At 42.2% G+C, this 17,012-nt stretch carries 29 protein-coding genes; 3 read left to right on the top strand and 26 right to left on the bottom strand.

Features of this window, described 5'->3' with window-relative positions:
- Positions 1-9: 9 nt before the first annotated feature.
- The 25 genes from thiS to K2P83_RS02870 all read right to left on the bottom strand — a co-directional run bounded on the left by thiS (position 10) and on the right by K2P83_RS02870 (position 14,957).
- Positions 10-213 (bottom strand): sulfur carrier protein ThiS, encoded by a 204-nt coding sequence (thiS, locus tag K2P83_RS02990; protein WP_292926395.1) that lies wholly within the window; start codon positions 211-213, stop codon positions 10-12.
- 346 nt (positions 214-559) lie between these two features.
- A complete protein-coding gene (locus K2P83_RS02985) occupies positions 560-1,414 on the bottom strand; it encodes a PA4780 family RIO1-like protein kinase (protein WP_292926394.1) in 855 nt (284 codons plus the stop codon).
- Between the two features lie 765 nt (positions 1,415-2,179).
- Complete coding sequence (locus K2P83_RS02980) at positions 2,180-2,503, bottom strand: hypothetical protein (protein WP_292926393.1); 324 nt, start codon at positions 2,501-2,503, stop codon at positions 2,180-2,182.
- 15 nt (positions 2,504-2,518) lie between these two features.
- A complete protein-coding gene (locus K2P83_RS02975; protein WP_292926392.1) occupies positions 2,519-2,734 on the bottom strand; it encodes a hypothetical protein in 216 nt (71 codons plus the stop codon).
- A 4-nt stretch (positions 2,735-2,738) separates the two neighbouring features.
- The gene (locus K2P83_RS02970) at positions 2,739-2,894 is read right to left on the bottom strand and encodes a hypothetical protein (protein ID WP_292926391.1); all 156 of its coding nucleotides are present in this window, start codon (positions 2,892-2,894) and stop codon (positions 2,739-2,741) included.
- Positions 2,891-3,208: a hypothetical protein gene (locus K2P83_RS02965; RefSeq protein ID WP_292926390.1), complete on the bottom strand. Its 318-nt coding sequence runs from the start codon at positions 3,206-3,208 to the stop codon at positions 2,891-2,893. The genes K2P83_RS02970 and K2P83_RS02965 overlap by 4 nt, the downstream gene beginning before the upstream one ends.
- Entirely contained in the window at positions 3,201-3,596 is a 396-nt protein-coding gene (locus K2P83_RS02960) for a hypothetical protein (RefSeq protein WP_292926389.1), read from the bottom strand. Before K2P83_RS02960 ends, K2P83_RS02965 begins: the two co-directional genes overlap by 8 nt.
- Before the next feature lie 133 nt (positions 3,597-3,729).
- Positions 3,730-3,912 (bottom strand): hypothetical protein, encoded by a 183-nt coding sequence (locus K2P83_RS02955; protein WP_292926388.1) that lies wholly within the window; start codon positions 3,910-3,912, stop codon positions 3,730-3,732.
- Between the two features lie 183 nt (positions 3,913-4,095).
- Positions 4,096-4,476: a hypothetical protein gene (locus tag K2P83_RS02950; RefSeq protein WP_292926387.1), complete on the bottom strand. Its 381-nt coding sequence runs from the start codon at positions 4,474-4,476 to the stop codon at positions 4,096-4,098.
- Positions 4,473-5,015 carry an HNH endonuclease gene (locus K2P83_RS02945; protein ID WP_292926386.1) on the bottom strand — a complete coding sequence of 181 codons (543 nt, stop codon included), beginning with the start codon at positions 5,013-5,015 and terminating at the stop codon, positions 4,473-4,475. Before K2P83_RS02945 ends, K2P83_RS02950 begins: the two co-directional genes overlap by 4 nt.
- Positions 5,012-5,590, bottom strand: coding sequence for a hypothetical protein (locus K2P83_RS02940; RefSeq protein WP_292926385.1), 579 nt, complete (start codon positions 5,588-5,590; stop codon positions 5,012-5,014). Before K2P83_RS02940 ends, K2P83_RS02945 begins: the two co-directional genes overlap by 4 nt.
- 230 nt (positions 5,591-5,820) lie before the next feature.
- Entirely contained in the window at positions 5,821-6,078 is a 258-nt protein-coding gene (locus tag K2P83_RS02935) for a hypothetical protein (RefSeq protein WP_292926384.1), read from the bottom strand.
- Positions 6,079-6,099: 21 nt separating this feature from the next.
- Entirely contained in the window at positions 6,100-7,869 is a 1,770-nt protein-coding gene (locus K2P83_RS02930) for a hypothetical protein (RefSeq protein WP_292926383.1), read from the bottom strand.
- 2 nt (positions 7,870-7,871) lie between these two features.
- Positions 7,872-8,567 (bottom strand): ribosome modulation factor, encoded by a 696-nt coding sequence (locus K2P83_RS02925; protein ID WP_292926382.1) that lies wholly within the window; start codon positions 8,565-8,567, stop codon positions 7,872-7,874.
- A 29-nt stretch (positions 8,568-8,596) separates the two neighbouring features.
- Positions 8,597-8,872, bottom strand: coding sequence for a hypothetical protein (locus K2P83_RS02920; RefSeq protein WP_292926381.1), 276 nt, complete (start codon positions 8,870-8,872; stop codon positions 8,597-8,599).
- A gap of 6 nt (positions 8,873-8,878) precedes the next feature.
- Entirely contained in the window at positions 8,879-9,859 is a 981-nt protein-coding gene (locus K2P83_RS02915) for a recombinase RecT (protein ID WP_292926380.1), read from the bottom strand.
- 9 nt (positions 9,860-9,868) lie between these two features.
- Positions 9,869-10,825 (bottom strand): lambda-exonuclease family protein, encoded by a 957-nt coding sequence (locus tag K2P83_RS02910; protein WP_292926379.1) that lies wholly within the window; start codon positions 10,823-10,825, stop codon positions 9,869-9,871.
- Positions 10,818-11,366: an NUMOD4 domain-containing protein gene (locus K2P83_RS02905; protein ID WP_292926378.1), complete on the bottom strand. Its 549-nt coding sequence runs from the start codon at positions 11,364-11,366 to the stop codon at positions 10,818-10,820. Before K2P83_RS02905 ends, K2P83_RS02910 begins: the two co-directional genes overlap by 8 nt.
- Positions 11,359-11,493, bottom strand: a complete 135-nt coding sequence (locus tag K2P83_RS02900; RefSeq protein ID WP_292926377.1) for a hypothetical protein — start codon at positions 11,491-11,493, stop codon at positions 11,359-11,361. The genes K2P83_RS02905 and K2P83_RS02900 overlap by 8 nt, the downstream gene beginning before the upstream one ends.
- Positions 11,490-11,822 (bottom strand): hypothetical protein, encoded by a 333-nt coding sequence (locus K2P83_RS02895; protein ID WP_292926376.1) that lies wholly within the window; start codon positions 11,820-11,822, stop codon positions 11,490-11,492. Before K2P83_RS02895 ends, K2P83_RS02900 begins: the two co-directional genes overlap by 4 nt.
- Positions 11,823-11,833: 11 nt before the next feature.
- Positions 11,834-12,160, bottom strand: a complete 327-nt coding sequence (locus K2P83_RS02890) for a hypothetical protein (RefSeq protein WP_292926375.1) — start codon at positions 12,158-12,160, stop codon at positions 11,834-11,836.
- A 683-nt stretch (positions 12,161-12,843) separates the two neighbouring features.
- Positions 12,844-13,215 carry a DUF2513 domain-containing protein gene (locus K2P83_RS02885; protein ID WP_292926374.1) on the bottom strand — a complete coding sequence of 124 codons (372 nt, stop codon included), beginning with the start codon at positions 13,213-13,215 and terminating at the stop codon, positions 12,844-12,846.
- A 285-nt stretch (positions 13,216-13,500) separates the two neighbouring features.
- A complete protein-coding gene (locus tag K2P83_RS02880) occupies positions 13,501-13,809 on the bottom strand; it encodes a hypothetical protein (RefSeq protein WP_292926373.1) in 309 nt (102 codons plus the stop codon).
- An 18-nt stretch (positions 13,810-13,827) separates the two neighbouring features.
- The gene (locus tag K2P83_RS02875) at positions 13,828-14,202 is read right to left on the bottom strand and encodes a hypothetical protein (protein ID WP_292926372.1); all 375 of its coding nucleotides are present in this window, start codon (positions 14,200-14,202) and stop codon (positions 13,828-13,830) included.
- 332 nt (positions 14,203-14,534) lie between these two features.
- A complete protein-coding gene (locus tag K2P83_RS02870) occupies positions 14,535-14,957 on the bottom strand; it encodes a hypothetical protein (RefSeq protein WP_292926371.1) in 423 nt (140 codons plus the stop codon).
- Positions 14,958-15,033: 76 nt separating this feature from the next.
- On the opposite strand from K2P83_RS02870, the gene K2P83_RS02865 reads away from it, so the two are divergent.
- Positions 15,034-15,300, top strand: a complete 267-nt coding sequence (locus tag K2P83_RS02865) for a hypothetical protein (protein WP_292926370.1) — start codon at positions 15,034-15,036, stop codon at positions 15,298-15,300.
- Between the two features lie 19 nt (positions 15,301-15,319).
- Here the strand turns inward: K2P83_RS02865 and K2P83_RS02860 are convergent, their stop codons facing one another.
- The gene (locus K2P83_RS02860; protein ID WP_292926369.1) at positions 15,320-15,739 is read right to left on the bottom strand and encodes a hypothetical protein; all 420 of its coding nucleotides are present in this window, start codon (positions 15,737-15,739) and stop codon (positions 15,320-15,322) included.
- A gap of 152 nt (positions 15,740-15,891) precedes the next feature.
- Between K2P83_RS02860 and K2P83_RS02855 the strand changes: the two genes are divergently transcribed.
- Positions 15,892-16,353, top strand: a complete 462-nt coding sequence (locus tag K2P83_RS02855) for a YmfL family putative regulatory protein (RefSeq protein ID WP_292926368.1) — start codon at positions 15,892-15,894, stop codon at positions 16,351-16,353.
- 171 nt (positions 16,354-16,524) lie between these two features.
- Positions 16,525-17,012 (top strand): hypothetical protein (locus K2P83_RS02850; RefSeq protein WP_292926367.1); only part of this gene is annotated, 488 nt, incomplete at its 3' end.

Here is a 17,012-nt window from a genome sequence, read left to right as displayed (position 1 = left end):
GCGCGGGATTTAACCGCCGCCCACTGCAACGACAACTTCCAGTTGATCCCCATGATCCAAAATTTGTTCTGAGAATTGGCTGCGTGGAATAATCTCACCATTGCATTCGATAGCGATGCGCTTGCCGTGCAATGCGAGATGGTCGATAAGTTGTGTCACGTTGATCGGCGACTCAAATTGCTGCGGTTGTCCATTAATGGTGAGTTGTATCATTGATGATAAAGTTGGGATTGATATTTCAGGTTAGCCAGACAAACAATCAAAATTCAGGATGAATTTTATCATGTGGAGATTGGGTAATTTGAGAAATTTATGAATATTACTACGAGTCGGTTCAGTTCCACTTAGTAGGCTATTGAAAAATTATCTGCGTTATCGGTATTAGATTCGTGATTCGGTATCTGACCCTGAAGATCTAGTAGGGTATTTTGAAATTTAAACATTTTCTGGGCCGATTGTTGAGTCGTTTTTCGATACGATTAATTTCGGCAGCAGTGACATTGTTAAGCCGCTTGATCTGTCGAACTCCATTTTTGACAGCATACACTTGCACTGAACATCATTGATGTGCATTTAGTGCACGATAAAGCTTCCTCGCTTCTTCTTCCTTTAGTGTGTCATCGATTTCACGCAGAACACTTTGAATGTTAACTGGTTTCTCAATACGTTCGAAGTGCCCGGTCAAAACACTATCCGGATGTAGTTGTCCGCTCTGATAAAGTGTCCATAACTCCATACCATAACTGGTGGCTAGCAATTCGGGTGCAAACTGGCCGAAATAAACAGCCAAGTTTTCTACATCACGTAGCAGCATTTTACAGGCTTGGTTATTGGCGGCTGCGTCGATAGCTTGTGGCAAATCGATAATAACTGGGCCGGTGCTGTCGACTAGCACGTTGTACTCAGATAGGTCACCGTGGATAACCCCAGCGCACAGCATCAGAACAACCTGCGTAATTAGTATACGGTGATATTCACGAGATAGCTCCGCAGTCAGTACAAGTTCGTTGAGCCGCGGCGCCGCGTTGCCATTGCTGTCAGTGACCAGATCCATCAGTAGTACGCCCTCATGGAAATGATGCGGCTTGGGTACACGCACTCCAGCAGCAGCGAGTCGATACAGAGCATCTACCTCGGCACTTTGCCAGGATTCTTCCTGTGCCTTTCGGCCATATCGGGTACCTTTTTCCATGGCGCGGGCGCGACGGCTGTTCTTTACTTTGCGGCCTTCGGTGTAATCCGTGCTTTGGCGGAAACTGCGTTTGTTGGCTTCTTTGTATACTTTAGCGCAACGTATCTCTTCGCCACAGCGAACCACATAAACCGAAGCTTCCTTGCCACTCATTAATTGACGGATAACTTCATCGATGAAGCCGTCCTGGATCAGTGGCTCAATTCTTTTTGGAGTTTTCATTCGTGTAATACTACGCTTATATTTTGATATTCATCTTAGATACAATTTATAGCACAAAAGGGAACGCGAACACAGAAAAATAGCTGTATACCCTAACCATGAAAAGACCACTCCGATTGGAATTTCCGAGTCGCTGTATACGTGACTTCGCATGGAGATCACAGTGAAACCATTTTTGAAGACAATGATGACCGACGAAGGTCTTTAGAACTCCTTGGAACCGGTGTGGCTTATTTTAACGGACTGTGTCATGGCAGTTGTTTGATGGATAACCATTATCTCTCATCATTGCGGCACAAGCGACATTAAATTGAAACCGGGGCACGCCAAATAGCGAACCCAAGCTTGCAATTATGCAACCCCTTGTGGGATCAGATACCGAAACCGCTAGGCCCACCGAAAGGTGAATAGATGAAGTCACCAGCGGCAAGTGGCGTGCCGATCACCTTGATTTCCATGTCGGCTGTGCATCACCATTGGCATCGACCTGAAGCGTCTGAGCGCCCGCTGCTGTCGCTTACTTTGTAAAATTTATCTCGCGATTTAGCGTTTCTTATCGCGGTATCGGTGAGCATTTGACGGTATCTTGCATGACGGTATATCAAGAAATGTTATGCTATCTCTTGATACAATCAATTCTTAATAATTACAATGGATTTGATACGATATGAAACTAATTGAAATTCTTTGGTGGTGCCCGGGGCCGGAATCGGGAAACCAGCTTTTATGCTGGTTTTCGTCGCGTGTTCCGTAATTTAAACGTAATCACTTACGTGACTTCCTTCGAGCCTGCACTTTATCCCGATTCGATAATACCCAATCCTGTACTTCTTTTGCAATCCATCTGCGTTGTGCGGTTGATGAGCTCCGGACCGATGGAATTGGCACCGCGTCGGGAAAATCTGGAAGTGATGCGGTGTGTTCTATGAATGATCTTGCGCTCTTTATCCCTAGATAATCAGCGCATATTTGTGCAGTCCATAGCCTTTTATCGTCTGGCACATCGACTCCCTTGCTTCTGAGTGCGTCTGCCAATGCATTCAGCGCCTGAGTGTGCCGCTCCAAAACTTCAATTTCTTGTGGCTGCATATAATTTTTCCTTGCTCAATTAATCGTTATATTGCTATTTTCTACTTTCCGGCATTCAATCATTATGGTGTGATCGGTAAAATAGAATTCGTGTGTGTATTCCGTACCTTGATCCATTCCAGCCAGAATAAGCGACATGTGCGTTGCGAAGCATTCCCTGACTTCCTTAACGAATTCTTCATCGGTCATGCCGTTTTCTACCGCCAAGGCGTAAAGGTCTTTAGTGCTCATTGTTCTATTTGTGCGCCAATACTTGATCGAGTTGTTCCTCAGTGATCCCATACATCCAGCATAAACCACTTCTTGATGTGCTCTTGCCGTTAACTATTCTCTTAATTTCTGCAATCTGTGCGTCACTTAATGACTTGGCTTTTTGTGGATGCTCGTTCATATTTTTTCCTTTGGATCTTCCTGTAATAGTTTGTAGTGTGTTGGAATAAAATCTAGTTTCCCTTGTGTACACCATATGCCTGAGCTGAATAGTCTGCCTATATATTTACGTTTTGATTTATCTGTTATTAAAATATCCTGATTCCTCGGCGTATTCTCATCAATCGGGATCCATGGGTCGAGTTCATAACACCTTTTAAGCAAATCGTTAAAGACTATAAGCATAAGTGAGCGTGAAGTTTCATCAATACCACTGACTTCTGTTATTGTTTTTATAGAGTTCTCTAGATATTCCTTGCTTATTCCTTCAGTCATGTTTATGAGCTCCGCAGTGTTTGCAAACGTTTATCCTAACAATTGGGCCGCAACCACCTACACAAAAAAATTCCCGTAGGGCGGGGAAATGTAACTTCTCCTCCATATGATGTCCCCACATGAAGCAGAGTATTTTAGTCCAGGTTATTTCAATGGCACTCACAATAACCCCCATTATATGAATAAGGACCGTTCCTTCCTTGTGGATCCTCATTGTTGTAATGCTGACCAGGAATGCCGTGCCATTCACTTCCATTGCCACAGCAGTCGCATACAGAAACATCATGATCTGAATTGCTTGATATCCAAGCGGGAATCTTGCCAACAAGATCATCATCCATAGCATCAAGTTGTTTTTCCGGTATTTGATGTAAGTTAATGAATCCAAACCCTTCGCACCTTGTGCAAGTTAATCCCATCTTTCAGTCCCCATCCTTGTCATCGAAGAACCAATCTTCATCATCACGCGTTCACCCATTAGAATCCCGGGAATCCTGCACCTGCTTTTCTTCTTTCATTTCTCAGTCATAGTCATATTGTCCAGACGAATCGACATGCTTATAAGCAGGCTTGCAGTCAGCGAAGCTTTCACCGCATGGGTGCAGATCACTTAATTCGCATCCGCACTCCAAATCACCATTAACAAGGCCATCAAAATCGTTATCAACCAAGTGCTGTTTAAGTATTTCAATTACTGTTGGCATCTTTAACCTCGCTCTGCAACTCTTTCATTTTTGCTAGGATTTGCTCAACTTCAGTTATACCTAATTCAAAAAGTGTAACAAGGCCATCTGCTTCTATGTCTATGCTGCCAATTTAAGTATCTCCCTTAATATTTTCAGCAATATAATTTGTATAACCATCGCAATCTATAAATCTAATAGCCATCATTTATCCTCGATGAACTCGCGTAACTTTTTGCAGGCAGATACCAGATTATCCCAACAGCCAAAGGTTTTGCTGAAAGTCTCGATAATTCCCAGTATTGATTGGCACTCCTGAACACTAAAACCACTCAAACTTAACTTGGGCTCACCGCCATGTAAGGGAATGTAGGTTTCCTTTACTTCGCGCCACCATTTATTACCAATTCTTATAAAAGTATCGGCACCATCGGTATCTTCTGTTTCCTCAAGCACTATCCTGCGCGGCTGTATTTTTCTTGTTCTAAAAGTTACTTGTATTTCTTCGTCAGAAATTCTATTTGCATAATATCCGTAAACTTCAAGGCCTTTGTGTAACGGTAATTCAATCGTTTGCTTTGTCATTTTGATATCACCTTATAATGTTTCCCGTAAATCACAGCTTCTATGGTTGCAATACTTACACCATTCGCCAATGCCAAATCTTTAACCTTAACTCCAGAAGATCTTCTTATTTTTATATCTTCTACCTGCTGTTTGGTTAGTTTTGAATTATGATGCTCAGAACCGGACTTATATCGACCGTGCAATATACGATCAGATGCATTTTGTAGCGCATCTCCATAACATAAATTATCAGGTGTATTATTGGACGCATTGCCGTCAATATGTCTAACCTGCAATCCAGTAGGGCATACTCCATGATATGCATCTGCAACCATCCTATGAACTCCGACCGGCCTTGTCTTGCCGTTTTCTAGCATAATACAGACTGTTTTATATCCCTTTTTGGTCGTTAACTGACTTAATAAGTAGTTATGATCATAATCAATTACAGATTTTGTGCCGCCATGACCAGGAACCCTTACGCCTCTCCTGCGATGAGATACGATAGACCCATCAGATGTGGCTGAATACCCTTGGAATGATGGGCAAATTTTCATTTCAATATCTCAAAAGTTATGCACCAAACCCACGGATTCAAATCCCAGGATCCTTTGCCGTTGATTGATTCCCAAAGGTTTTGGAATCCTGCTCTATACTGCATGCGATCAAGATCACTACCAAACATGGGAGAAATAATTCCCTCCGCAATCGCATCTTCCTCACTGATATCCTGTAACCGCTCAACCCGCACATTTGTCACCTCAAGAAGGATTCTTGATGCCCATCGGGGCATGTGAATTGATGGACTCCAACGTTCCACGAAGTTATCATCAGCATCAGTGAAATCACAGCTATCACCAGATGCTTTGTAATAGCAATATTCTGGTGTCTTGTATTTATCGCTGTTCCAATCTTCTGGAATTTCATCGTCAAATAAAGGTCCTTGCCATGTCTCCCTCACCCAAAGCCTATCACCTGATTTTCCGAATGGGCATCTATCAAGTTGAAAATCATGATTATTCGATAGTTCTCTCTGACCTTTGCAAACTCTGCGCGTCTGAGTTTTCCTGCCATCCAGCAAGGCTCTAACCATTTCTCCATTAAATAAAATAGGACGTTCTTTACTTTCCATTTGCTTCTCCTTTCTTCAACATGAATTCTTATCTTTTCCATCAAACTCAAATGGCCGGCGTCCTGGTTGCACTTAATATGCGCAAGAACAATATTGCTTACATGATCCGGACCGCCATGAGTGATGGCTATTAAATGCTCGCGCGAGATATCATCTGGTGTCATGACTTCATTACAGAAAAAGCATTTATCACCGTCCCGTTTAAGCAAGAATCTTATTTCATGACTTGCTCAGTTCTTTCTCCGCTTTGTTGCCGGTACCGCTCTCCAATCACCGTTAATTCTGAATTTTTCAAACGCTTCTTTGGATATTCCAACAAAAGTTAAAGCCCCGGCCTTGTTCTTGTAAATTACTGATGTTTCTTGTCCGGATTTGAATCTGATCAACTCCCATTCATTCGTTGGCTCTAATACCTGAGCACCCCTTTCAGAAAGCCACTCCCGAAACTTTGGAATGTGCTTTCTGAGTATTGATAAGGTAATTGTCATAATGAATGGTGCTATAAATATTTAAGCCGCTTCCGCTTTCAGATCCTGATCGGCAATAACGCCATCTTCCAGCCAATAACACTTGATCAAGTCCTCTGGTAATCCGGATGGCAATTGCTTCAATGTTCCGAACAGCAATACGGTTTCAATGTGCCCATAATCCGCGATGCTGAATAGCCAGGTTAAATAGGCTTTCCGGCTTGGTATATCCAGCAAATCAAACTCATCGATCATCACGAATTTGATACCAGAAACGTAACTTATTGCCTCTGCAATTACTGAATCGATTAGAAATTTAGTCGCCTTGGATGAGAGGTTGTATAAATTCCCATCCTCGAAAATTGTCATGTCATCACCGATAAATACCTTGGCCGGTAATGCAGGATTAACATTACTAAGCATTTTCACGCTCTCAGCAATTCGCGCGTTGATAGGATCGAGCGCTGCAGATAGCATTTCGCTCGGTATTCCATCCGGTGCCAGTGAGCCAGATATCAAATCCCATGCCTGAACATCAGCGTGATACCCGGCTGCTTTCTTGGTTTTTTCATCCGCTTCCGCAGCGAGTTTCCGGTCTTTGGATTTTTGATCGAATATTTCCTGTGCTTCTTTTTTCTCGACCTTCAGTGATTCAATATCGGCCTTGAGAGCGGTGATCATTTCTTCCGTAATAACCTCAGCATCTTCTTTTTTCAGTGCTTCCAGGGCTTTGCTTGCACGCTCAGATTCTATCAAGTCACGTTCGCCGTTCAGAACCGCGTTCTTTAAAACTTCCAGCGATTTTGTGTACTCTGGCAAATTCTTCGCAGCATCTTCTTTGTGCTGGTTATTTTCTACTGATGTGCGCTCAACCAATGCTTCGCCGTTGAATGTCAGCATGGTTCCGCAACTCGGGCATGTGCAATCAACATTCCCTTCTTTTAATCCTTGGGAAAGGCGTCGCGCATCCTCAACTTTGACTGTCCATATAGCCAAGTCTTTTTTATCCAGTGAAAGCTTTTCCTTGATCCTGGTTGCCTTTTCTGCCGTGTCTCGCAACCGGACAATTTCAGCATTCTTATTTTTAGAGCCAGCAAGCTTTGCGGTATACGATCCAAGTTTTTGAGCGGTTTCTTCAATCTCATTAGATAACGCCAATAAAGCTTTACTGCGCCCCTCAATTTCTTCCTGAGATTCAACTTCTACCGGCTTTTGCGCCTTCCAATCCGCGGCCTTTAAACTCCCGTATGCTTCCCCGGTTATCGCTTTCCAGTTTGCGCGCGCTTCCGTGGTTTTTTTGTCAGCGTGTTGTTTTGCGGTATCGAAACTAGACTTGAGGAATGGCATAACCATTTCAACCTTGTCAGCATCGCATTTCCGTTCAAGCAGCTTGCCTTTTACCTCCACGCCATCGCTTCTCAGATTGCCAAGATTAAACAGAAAACTACGGCGTTCATCCGCTTTGCTGGTGGGAAATAGCGATGGATCCAGAACATAAGGCAGTGCCGGGTGCAGTGGTGCGGTTAATTCGTGCGTTCCGTTCGGTAGAGTGATTGCTGCTTTCTTCTCGCCATCGAATTCAACGTAGGTGTAACCCACTGAATTTCCTTCAGCCTCGTTAATAAGATGTTTGTAGTTCTTCTTCAATTGTACCTTTGGATTTTCCCCGGTAAACGCCTGGTATATCCCATCACGCAAACTTGTCTTTCCGGCCCGGTTACTCCCGCAGATTAGCGTGATCGGAGTGTTTACTTTTATTTCCACTTCTTTCACGGCAACTGTGCCGTGGGATGATATTTTCTGGATTTTCATGATTAAGCAGCATCCTTGTCGTTTGATTGTTCTGCCTGGTAAGCTTTCCAGCCTTTTACCCATTCAACAACCAATTCACTCCTAATGATCGGGCAATCGCTTTGCGGCTTTCCTTCTTCTGCTGCTTGATAACCATCCGAGAACGCCGCTTCTAATTCTTCATTGCTTGGCTTAACTTGATCCGGGGATGGTAGCCCTTTAATTTCTCCGTTTTCAGGATCAACATCGGAAACGTTCTCCATGCCGCCACCATCGTTCTGGTTGTATTCGTGGCCTAGTTCCATAGCGCGCTGATCATCTTCGCCCTGAACTTCATCCATTCCCTGGGTGTATTCTTCCGCGCCGGCCACAACGACCAGGACCGTCTTGCTTTCTTGTCCCGCTGCGGCTGAAAATAATTCCGGCAAATTTCCTGTGTTAATCCCGAACTTGATTACTGCTTCGACATTTCCCTTGATGGTAACCTTGTCAAGACTGCCGGCCACAACCGTCCGGCCATGCGATGCGATTGTAAATACAACCATTTTCACGTTTTCTTCCACCCTGGTACGCAGTCGGTCAATCACATCGTCCTGTTTCGCTTTCGACAATTTTTGCCATGCATCAGGTAACAGTTTTATTTCTGTAACCAGCGCTCCAAGCAAGTCTTTTCCTGCTGTTTCTGCTGTGATCTGTCTAAAATCTTGCGCTTTGCTCATGATTAAATTCCTATGTTAATTTTTAATAGTTAATTTGAGGCATTAAAACTTACCGGGCACAACTTTCTGTCAATCAATCCTATTAAGAAATCTGTCGATTCTCCTTGCATCCTTAGCCGAGCATCTTCATTCATTACCGGGCGATCAAGAAATACTTTTATCTGCGCATCAGTTACCTCATAAATATGTTGTCCGTGATCCGCGTTATCTAATCGCACCCATTTTTCTCTGGTAGCGATTCTCGCAACACTTCGCCTTGCCACTCCTAGCGCTTTCATTAATTCATTCGTGGTTTTTGTTTTCATTTCCTTCTACTCAACATCACCGAAAGAACGATTCTCGTAGGATTTTTCCCTTTCAGCGTTGGCCTCATCAATCAACTTCTGCCGAATCTTCTCTTTTTCCTCTGCTGTTGGTTCATAGGAGGTTTTTGCCTGGATATCTTCGGATTTTATTTCTGGCTTGTCTTGCTCGACTTGCTTGGTCTGCTTGGTGTCAACTGGCTTTTCCCCAACAATCTCACCAGTAGACTCATCAAAAATAACGTTACCGTCCTCAATGATTACTCCCTTACCTTGATCAACCGCAGAGTCGATCTTTTCAGCGTCCTGCATTTCAATGGACATTGGCAGATATTTCCAGCCACGGCGAATGATGGTTTTCTTTATCATTTCATCGCGGTCAGTATCCCATGGAGTTTCTTTGCCAGACTTCACGGCAGAACTGCGAGCTTTAATTTTCATAACCTCTGCGACAGTCATCCATTCAAAGTGCCGACCACCATCCTTGAAATTAGCAACCATGTAAGCAAGTTTCGGTTCACCGCGTTCACCGTCCAAATTAGGAATGTGAGTGACCCTTGTTTCAAGACCTAGAACCAGATCAAATGTGTCTTTCTCATAAACAACTTCTGCTTTGATGCTGCTTATCTCACCTGATCTTCTGGCAAGAGATATCAAGCCTCGATATCCTGGCATCATCTTAATTTCGCCTTTGAATGGCACAAGGTATGCTTGTCCCAAGGTGCCGCCAATTTCAAGACCAAGATGGGATGCTTGAACAATCGCATTCACAAAGCTTCCGGGGTTTTCCATTGCTATCTTTGCCAAGTAAGCATTGCTTCTCAGTTCGTTGAGTGCAATTCTTGCCATTTTTTCCGGTGTTAATTTGTTGGAAATAACTGACTTGATCTGACCCATTCTTCCGGCCAAAAACTGCGATAGTTCGTTGATGTTTTTTGGTTTTGTTACTTGCTTGCCGGTTACAGCATCTTTTAATCTATCAGTGCTCATGATTTCCCCTTATTTAATCGAAAATGGCCTTGCGCCAGTTTTTGTTTCGGTAAACTTCTTGATGATCAAATCAATATCAGCCTTACCCAATCCTTTTGATTCAAGCACTAGAGCAAAAAACGCTTCTTTCCAGTCAGTTTTAACGCTATCTTTATTGGTTTTCCACGTTGCTAGCTTGGTGCCGTTGTGCATCAATACTGCCGCTTCGCCCATGCGCTTCTTTATCATTGTGGTCAACACATCAAGCCTGGTTTCTGCTGCCTTCAATTCGGTTTTTTTGTTCGATGCTTCGCCTATTAATTCAAGCAATTCATTATCTGCTTCAAGAACAGCGCCAGAATCAATCTGGTACACACGTTTAATATCTTCTGGCTCACTTAATTCCGGTGGGTCCCTGCGTTGAACTCTGTCCCAAAATTCAACTTCTTTTGCCCTGATAGCCTGGATGATTTCCTCATTCCTCTCGATCCAGTGAATTCGTAGATCGTCAGTACCAATCAATGCAGCAACCACGCATTTATTCCTGCGCTTAACCATCAGATCATGCATGGTCTGGCATTGGTAATAGACCGGGAAATCATCAGTTTCAGGCTCACCCCAAAGTTTTGCAGCAAATCCATTCACTGACTTTGCTTCTGCGCTCAAAACTTCACCATCGATCCTCAGTACCATGTCTGACTCTGAAGCCAAGAAAGGCAATTCGGGATCACGAAGCCGCTCATTTCTGGTTATTACTTCAACGTCATGGCCCCGGTCGCCTAATTCCTCAAGCAACATTTCAAGTATGAGTGGTTCAAATTTCTTGCCACGATTGAAAATCTTTTGTTTCTCTGGCGTTATTTCTTCGTGGAATTCACCGATCTTTTCTTGGTAAAGGGCAAACTGGCTTTTCCATGGAGAAACACCAAGTATCGACGCAGCATCAGAACTTCCAATCCAACTCTTCCTGTCTATTAACTCAGTCACGATAAGTTTCCCCGTTTATTATTCTGTCAACTGACGCTCTGCTTAATCCTATGTGTGCGGCAGCGTAAGTCCTGCTTGCCCCAGAAGCCACCATTTCTCTTAAAATATCAACCTGACTTTTATCTAATTTACGTTTTTTTCTATTCATTTCTTTTGCTAGCAAAGATGATCTTTGCTTTAATTGATCTAATTTTTGTTTAGGTAAATTTGCCCATGCGTGAAGAGCATTTTCGGATACCGTTACCCATTCAAGATTTGATGAGCGATTGTCAGTTTTAACTAGATTTTTATGGTTAACCTGTTTTTTGTTATGCGTGTTTTCATGCCATGCAGCGCAAATAAGTCTGTGTACAACATGATTCACGTACCTGCCATTATTCCTAATAACAACATAGTGATAACCATCCTTCCTTATGCTGCTCTTCATAAAACGATTGCTTAAGTGTGACCATATGCGGCCATCTGAAGATGCGGAATAATTCCCAGTTAATCCAGGCAATGGTATGGGCATAAGCTCAAAGTCTTGTTGTGATTCATTCATTACTTGCAATCTCCATTTCTTCGCAAAATTGATACGTGTCGCACCATCTTTCAGCAGCGCCATCGTCCATAAAAAGCACGAATACAAGAGCAACCAACAATATCCAAATCAATCTTGAATCAGTCATAGCACATGCTCCAATTTAGAGATTTCAGACTTGAGTTGATTAAGCTTTTCTAGCCTGGTAATTGTTGCGTTGTGCTGATAATTTCGCTCCATGTGCGGAGCGATAGCGTTAAAAATATCAACGTCCTGCTGTAGATTGCTATGCTCATTTGAGCAGTCATCGAGCAGCCCCATTCTTGCTGTTAATGCCGCTTGAACCGCATCGCAAAGCATTGGCACGCTGACTTCATACTCAAGATCCAGAAAAAGATCGCTCAACGCACGTTCAAGAGCGTCCCATTTATTCTCACGAATACGCATGGCCGCGATTTGAGGAGTAATTTTTAACATTGGCACTGCCATCACTGCACCTCGCTATCAGGTAAAAAGTTCTTTATCTGTTGATTCTTTAGTTTTGCTTCAATGCGTAATTCACGCGCTTCAGCTGCGAATTTCATTTCTACGGCCCTAAAGACATCGTGAGATATCGAATCCGTTACTCTCCTCACCTCTGCATTTATTTCGGCATCAAAGGTATATCTATCATCCATACCTTTAATAAATTTGCTCAAAACTTGCATATCATTTCTTTGGCGAGCCAAATACTTTGATTGTTCGTCAAGCCTATTTGCTTTCGCTAAGAGATCCTTTTCTTCCTTGTCAATCTGGTTAAGGTTTTCAAGTTTCATCACAGCACCTTTACTTTCACGCAGCACAATTCATTCATCGCTGCATACATTTGGCAGACAGCCTCGGCTGTTGATTTGAACAGGCCATAAATCGGTTTGTGCCTACCGGCAGCCGTCCATATCGTTATTTCGCACATCAACGGCCTTTTCATGATAGACGTCTGTATCTTGCTGCTCTGATTGGCGAATACCCTCTACCAAGCCAGTAGCAGAAATTGTAAATGTGCTTTTTGTTCACAAAATTCATGAAGCGTAATATATTCATGTGCCCCCCTTAGTTTGTTTGCTTATCAACTCAATCTCATGCGGCTTACGACTTATGGTGTGTTGATGTGAGAAGATTACCAAATGGTAATTAATATGTCAATACCATATGGTAATGTTTTTTGCTATACTCCAAACTCATCGTGAAATTTGTACGAAAAAAAGCTGAATGCGACTAAATTACTTGGGAGAGAAAATGACTGAAGATGCGGATTTATCGACTAAGGGAGACTCAAAACAAAAGAAATTAAGGCAGGAAGTGATTGATAGACTGAATAAGATTGCTGCCCAATGGCATCATCTAGCTAATTGTAAATTTGCATCAGCAAAAAATTACCAGGAAGGGGAATTCGGAAGAAAGTTTATTGAACATGGCGCAATGAATTATAGAAATTGCGCATGGGAACTGGAAAGAGAAATCAAACAATTGGAGGGATCTGAGGAATCTGATCAATGTTCTCACGCAGCCAATTCTTTACATAGTCAAAAGTAAATGAAGCACCTTCTTTTAAGACTGTTTTCATGGCTTTTTTCCACAAAACATCGTCTCTTGCTGCTGACAGAAAATCATGACCAGCCCAAGTGACGCTAACCAGAGTTACTTGCGGATTTCTGCTCATTTCAGTTGATTCAAGAGCGTAAACCAAGCCAGCTTGAGACATTATATGAATATGATAATAAATCTGTGCGTCTGTGTAGTCTTTTATTGGAGGTTTTTCGTGAATCTTGGCATCCTTATGATCCTCAGCCCAAAGCAATATTTCGCGAACAAGATTTAAATCACGTTTCATATTAATTTATCCTTTTTATGAAACATGATAGTACCAAACTCGGGACGTAAAAAAACCAGCAGGACGCTGGCTATTGGCGATAAAAAACCCGCCGGAGCGGGTTATGGTTGATTTTTAAAAAGGAGTATTAAATGAAAAAATTTCTACATTGGTTTTTATTACGCAGATCTGTCTCAAGGATATTGAATTTTTTGGATTTCATTGGGCATTTAAGAGATATGCAGGTAAGAATTCTGTTTGCAGAAGAAAAGCCAACAATAATGCAAATACTCAGGCTCAAAAAGATTAACGATTAATATATTTCTGAAACCATGTTGCTGCCTTGGTATTGCCAAATGTAAACCAGTCACTACCAACCTCAACGATTATATAGTTATCATCGTTGAGTAGTATTCCTTCTAGTCTTGCAGAAATTTGGCCAGCATTTAATTTTGTTACAAATAAAAACGCCCCACCGTGCTTATCAAAATAAATTGGCTTGCTTGTGTCGTTCGATAGTTTGCTTAATGTTGTCTGAATTTTCGCGTGCTCTGGCTGCACGGTTGAAGTATTTAGCAGAAGCAGGTATCGCTTATCAATATCATTTTCATTCATAACAATTTTTCTTCATACTCACCATACTTTTGTCGCCGTTAATTTGTAACCATTTGGCAGTAAGCACTCATATCCTGGCGGTGGAATGCAAGATACTTGTGTTATTTCAGCGATCATGTCCGTTTTTATTTCAATATCATGGACTAATTTTCCTTCACCTGTAATATTTGTGATCCTAGCTTTATTGTCTGTTCTAACCCCCTGATATGCGCGCCAAATGTCGCCATAATCTTCATGGTATACAACTACGACAATCATCACGCCATCATTCTCGTTTATAGTTGCATAACCAATCGGATCAACTATCCATATCCCATCATACGGGCCAGCAGCGAATGACTGCATCGATGACAAAAGCAATGATATCGCGATTAATGCCTTGTTTAATTGCATTTGAACGCCGTCCCGTAGATAGTTCGGTGTTCGTCTCTGCGATCCATTGTAACCGTATCTCCGCCGATCCTGTAAGTGTCCCTTTTAAGATCTGATTCCCTGCCTACTTCGCTCATAGATGCTAGTCCAGAAGCAAATACTTTCCCGAGTTCTTTGCAGTGCAGTGGTGGATCAGATTTGCGTAAAATGCGAACGGCATTTTCACCAGCCGATAAGGGGACGCTAGCGCAAGATGAAAGCAGGGTAAGCACAATAAGTGTAACAATTAGATTATTCATTATTATTCCAAATTTTTACAGTAGCAGCTATCAACGTAGCACCAATTCCTGATGCTACTTACCTTTGTTCCCCTTTCCTGAATCCTGGATTCCAATTGTTTTCATCTCTTCAATTAAATTTATAGCTTTGTTCTGTTGTTCTGGTGATGAGCTTAGGAAAACTTTTAATTTTTCTACCTCTGTTACGGAAATCCCATCTTTTGTTGCCCCTAACATTTTCAACAATGAATTGTCATCCTTGATTGAAATCGGAGAATATTCCTGATCAAACCATCCTGAGCCAAGCCTCAATGTATCTTCGATATGAATGCGCATATCTTCTCCAACACCTTTATCTTTCGCGTATCTGGATACGAGGCTGGGAGCTATATTCAGTTCTTCTGACATAGCCCTTTGGTTGTTATTAAATCTTTCTCGCAAAAGCTGCCTGAACTTTTCATTTCTGTGCGGTTTTTTCTTGGATGCCATTTTCATCATATTGAGATTCCATTACCAAAAAGTAAATGACCACATGGTGTTGACATAATGATTACCATTTGGTAATGTACTTTGTATGGAAAATTTAAAAAAATATTTAAAATCTCTTTCATCTCCTGATGAGAGAGTCGAATTCGCGAAATCTTGCGGCACCACTATTGGCTACGTTCGAAAAGTAATTAGCTCAAAGGGTTCGTTGCTTTTCGGCCCAATTATTTGCAGAAAAATGGAAGAACGATCTTCTGGAATAATTGATCGGCGAGAGCTGAGACCAAATGATTGGTCTGAGCTATGGCCAGAGCTTCTCCAGCAAGGCAAAACAAACTCAGATAAGGCGGCGTAGGTCATGGCTAATATAGAAATCACTTTGGGATTATCGTGAAAGCAGATTCTTTCCCACAGTCATCGCATGTATATAACGCGTCTTTTATGGTTATGCCTGCCAATTTCTTACCAGAATGTCGACTACCTGATCGTTTTAAGCGAGCAGATCCACAATGGTCACATGCATGTTTATCAGGATTATTGCCATGAACAGCATTAAGTTGAGATTCGAGATTGGAATTATTAATTTCAAGATTTTTATTGTCCTCGTTAATGCCTTGTATTTGTTTTTCAAGAGAAGTTGTATTGAGTTTCATCGAATTGATTTCGTCTTTGAGGACGTTGTTCTCAGAAGTGAGCATGTCAATCTTGTTTCTCAGAAAAGAGACGTGCTCCTTAAGTATCGAGGCTGAACCGTGCTCAGTAATCAATTTATCAATAGCTTCAAAAATGTTCATAGTTTCTCCTTTGTTGATTCTAGGTTGGTGGAACTTCCTAGTTTATCAACATTGGGGAAGCTTCCAATTGGTGAGGTAGAGAAATGATTTTTCATGCCTGCAGTTTACCGAATGAGTTTTAGAAAAATAACCACAGGATTTAGGTGAATATTGTGAAGCTGAGAGATTCTTATCGGAAGATGTGTACTGCTAACAAAGGGGGGTGGCCAACTATGGCGGCGGCTCTCGGCATGTCGCGTGATTCACTGGAAAACCGCGTGTATGAGCGTAAGAATCAATCGGTTTCTGTGCATGACTCACTGCAAATGCAGAAGATTTCAGAAACAACTTTCTTTGCTGATGCAATCGCTGCTGAATCCGGTGGTGTGTTTATTCAATTGCCTGAATCTGAGATTTGCGACCGGGAAGAACTGCTAAGTAAATTTAACGATCTTCATGCAGAAATCGGGATGCTTTCAGCAAAGTTCAAGGTACATACCAAAGATGGTCACGTAACAAAGAAAGAGCGCGCAGATTTAAACGAAACAGGTCAATTAATACATCGGCATGTCCAGGAACTTTTGGCGCTTACATTCACCGTTTATTGTCAATCTGAGAAAGACTCAGATGATTAAGAATTCACCCTGTTCTCCTTTCATGACGAGGCCACAGCACTGCCCAGCGCAACCTACATTGCGTAGACGGATGGGCAGATTCATTCAAAGTTTACTCGCGGCACCCACCGCACTTGCAGCCGGTCATGGTTCCCTCACTTTCCTTGACCGGCTATTTTTTGGTAAAACATAATGGCACGCGCTAGAAATATAAAACCTTCTTTGTTCAAGAATGAAATTCTTGGTGTAGAAGATCCTTTGCTAACTTTGTTGTTCGTTAACCTCTGGTGTTTAGCTGACAAGGAAGGGAAGTTAGAGGATAGACCGTTAAGAATCAAAGCTGAAACATTTCCATACCGTGAAAATATAGACATTAACGGTTATCTAACGAAACTTGTTCAACATGGTTTCATTCGACGTTATTCGGTTAGTGGTTTGGCGGTAATCCAGGTAGTTAAATTCAAAGAGCATCAATCTCCTCACAACACTGAAAAGGCTAGCACGCTTCCTGATTATGTTTCGGAACATCTTGAAATTAATAGGGAAAATACTTTAACCGTTATCTCACCGTTAGACTGCCGTGAATTAACGGAACATAAACGCCCTGATTCTCTGATTCCTGATTCTCTGATTCCTGATTCTCTGATTCCTGATTCTCTGATTCCTGATTCTCTGATTCC

The organism is Nitrosomonas sp. (assembly GCF_019752415.1).
Lineage (GTDB): Bacteria > Pseudomonadota > Gammaproteobacteria > Burkholderiales > Nitrosomonadaceae > Nitrosomonas.
The sequence above is the reverse complement of the archived record's forward strand: the minus strand, read 5'-3'. Positions and strand labels throughout refer to the sequence as shown.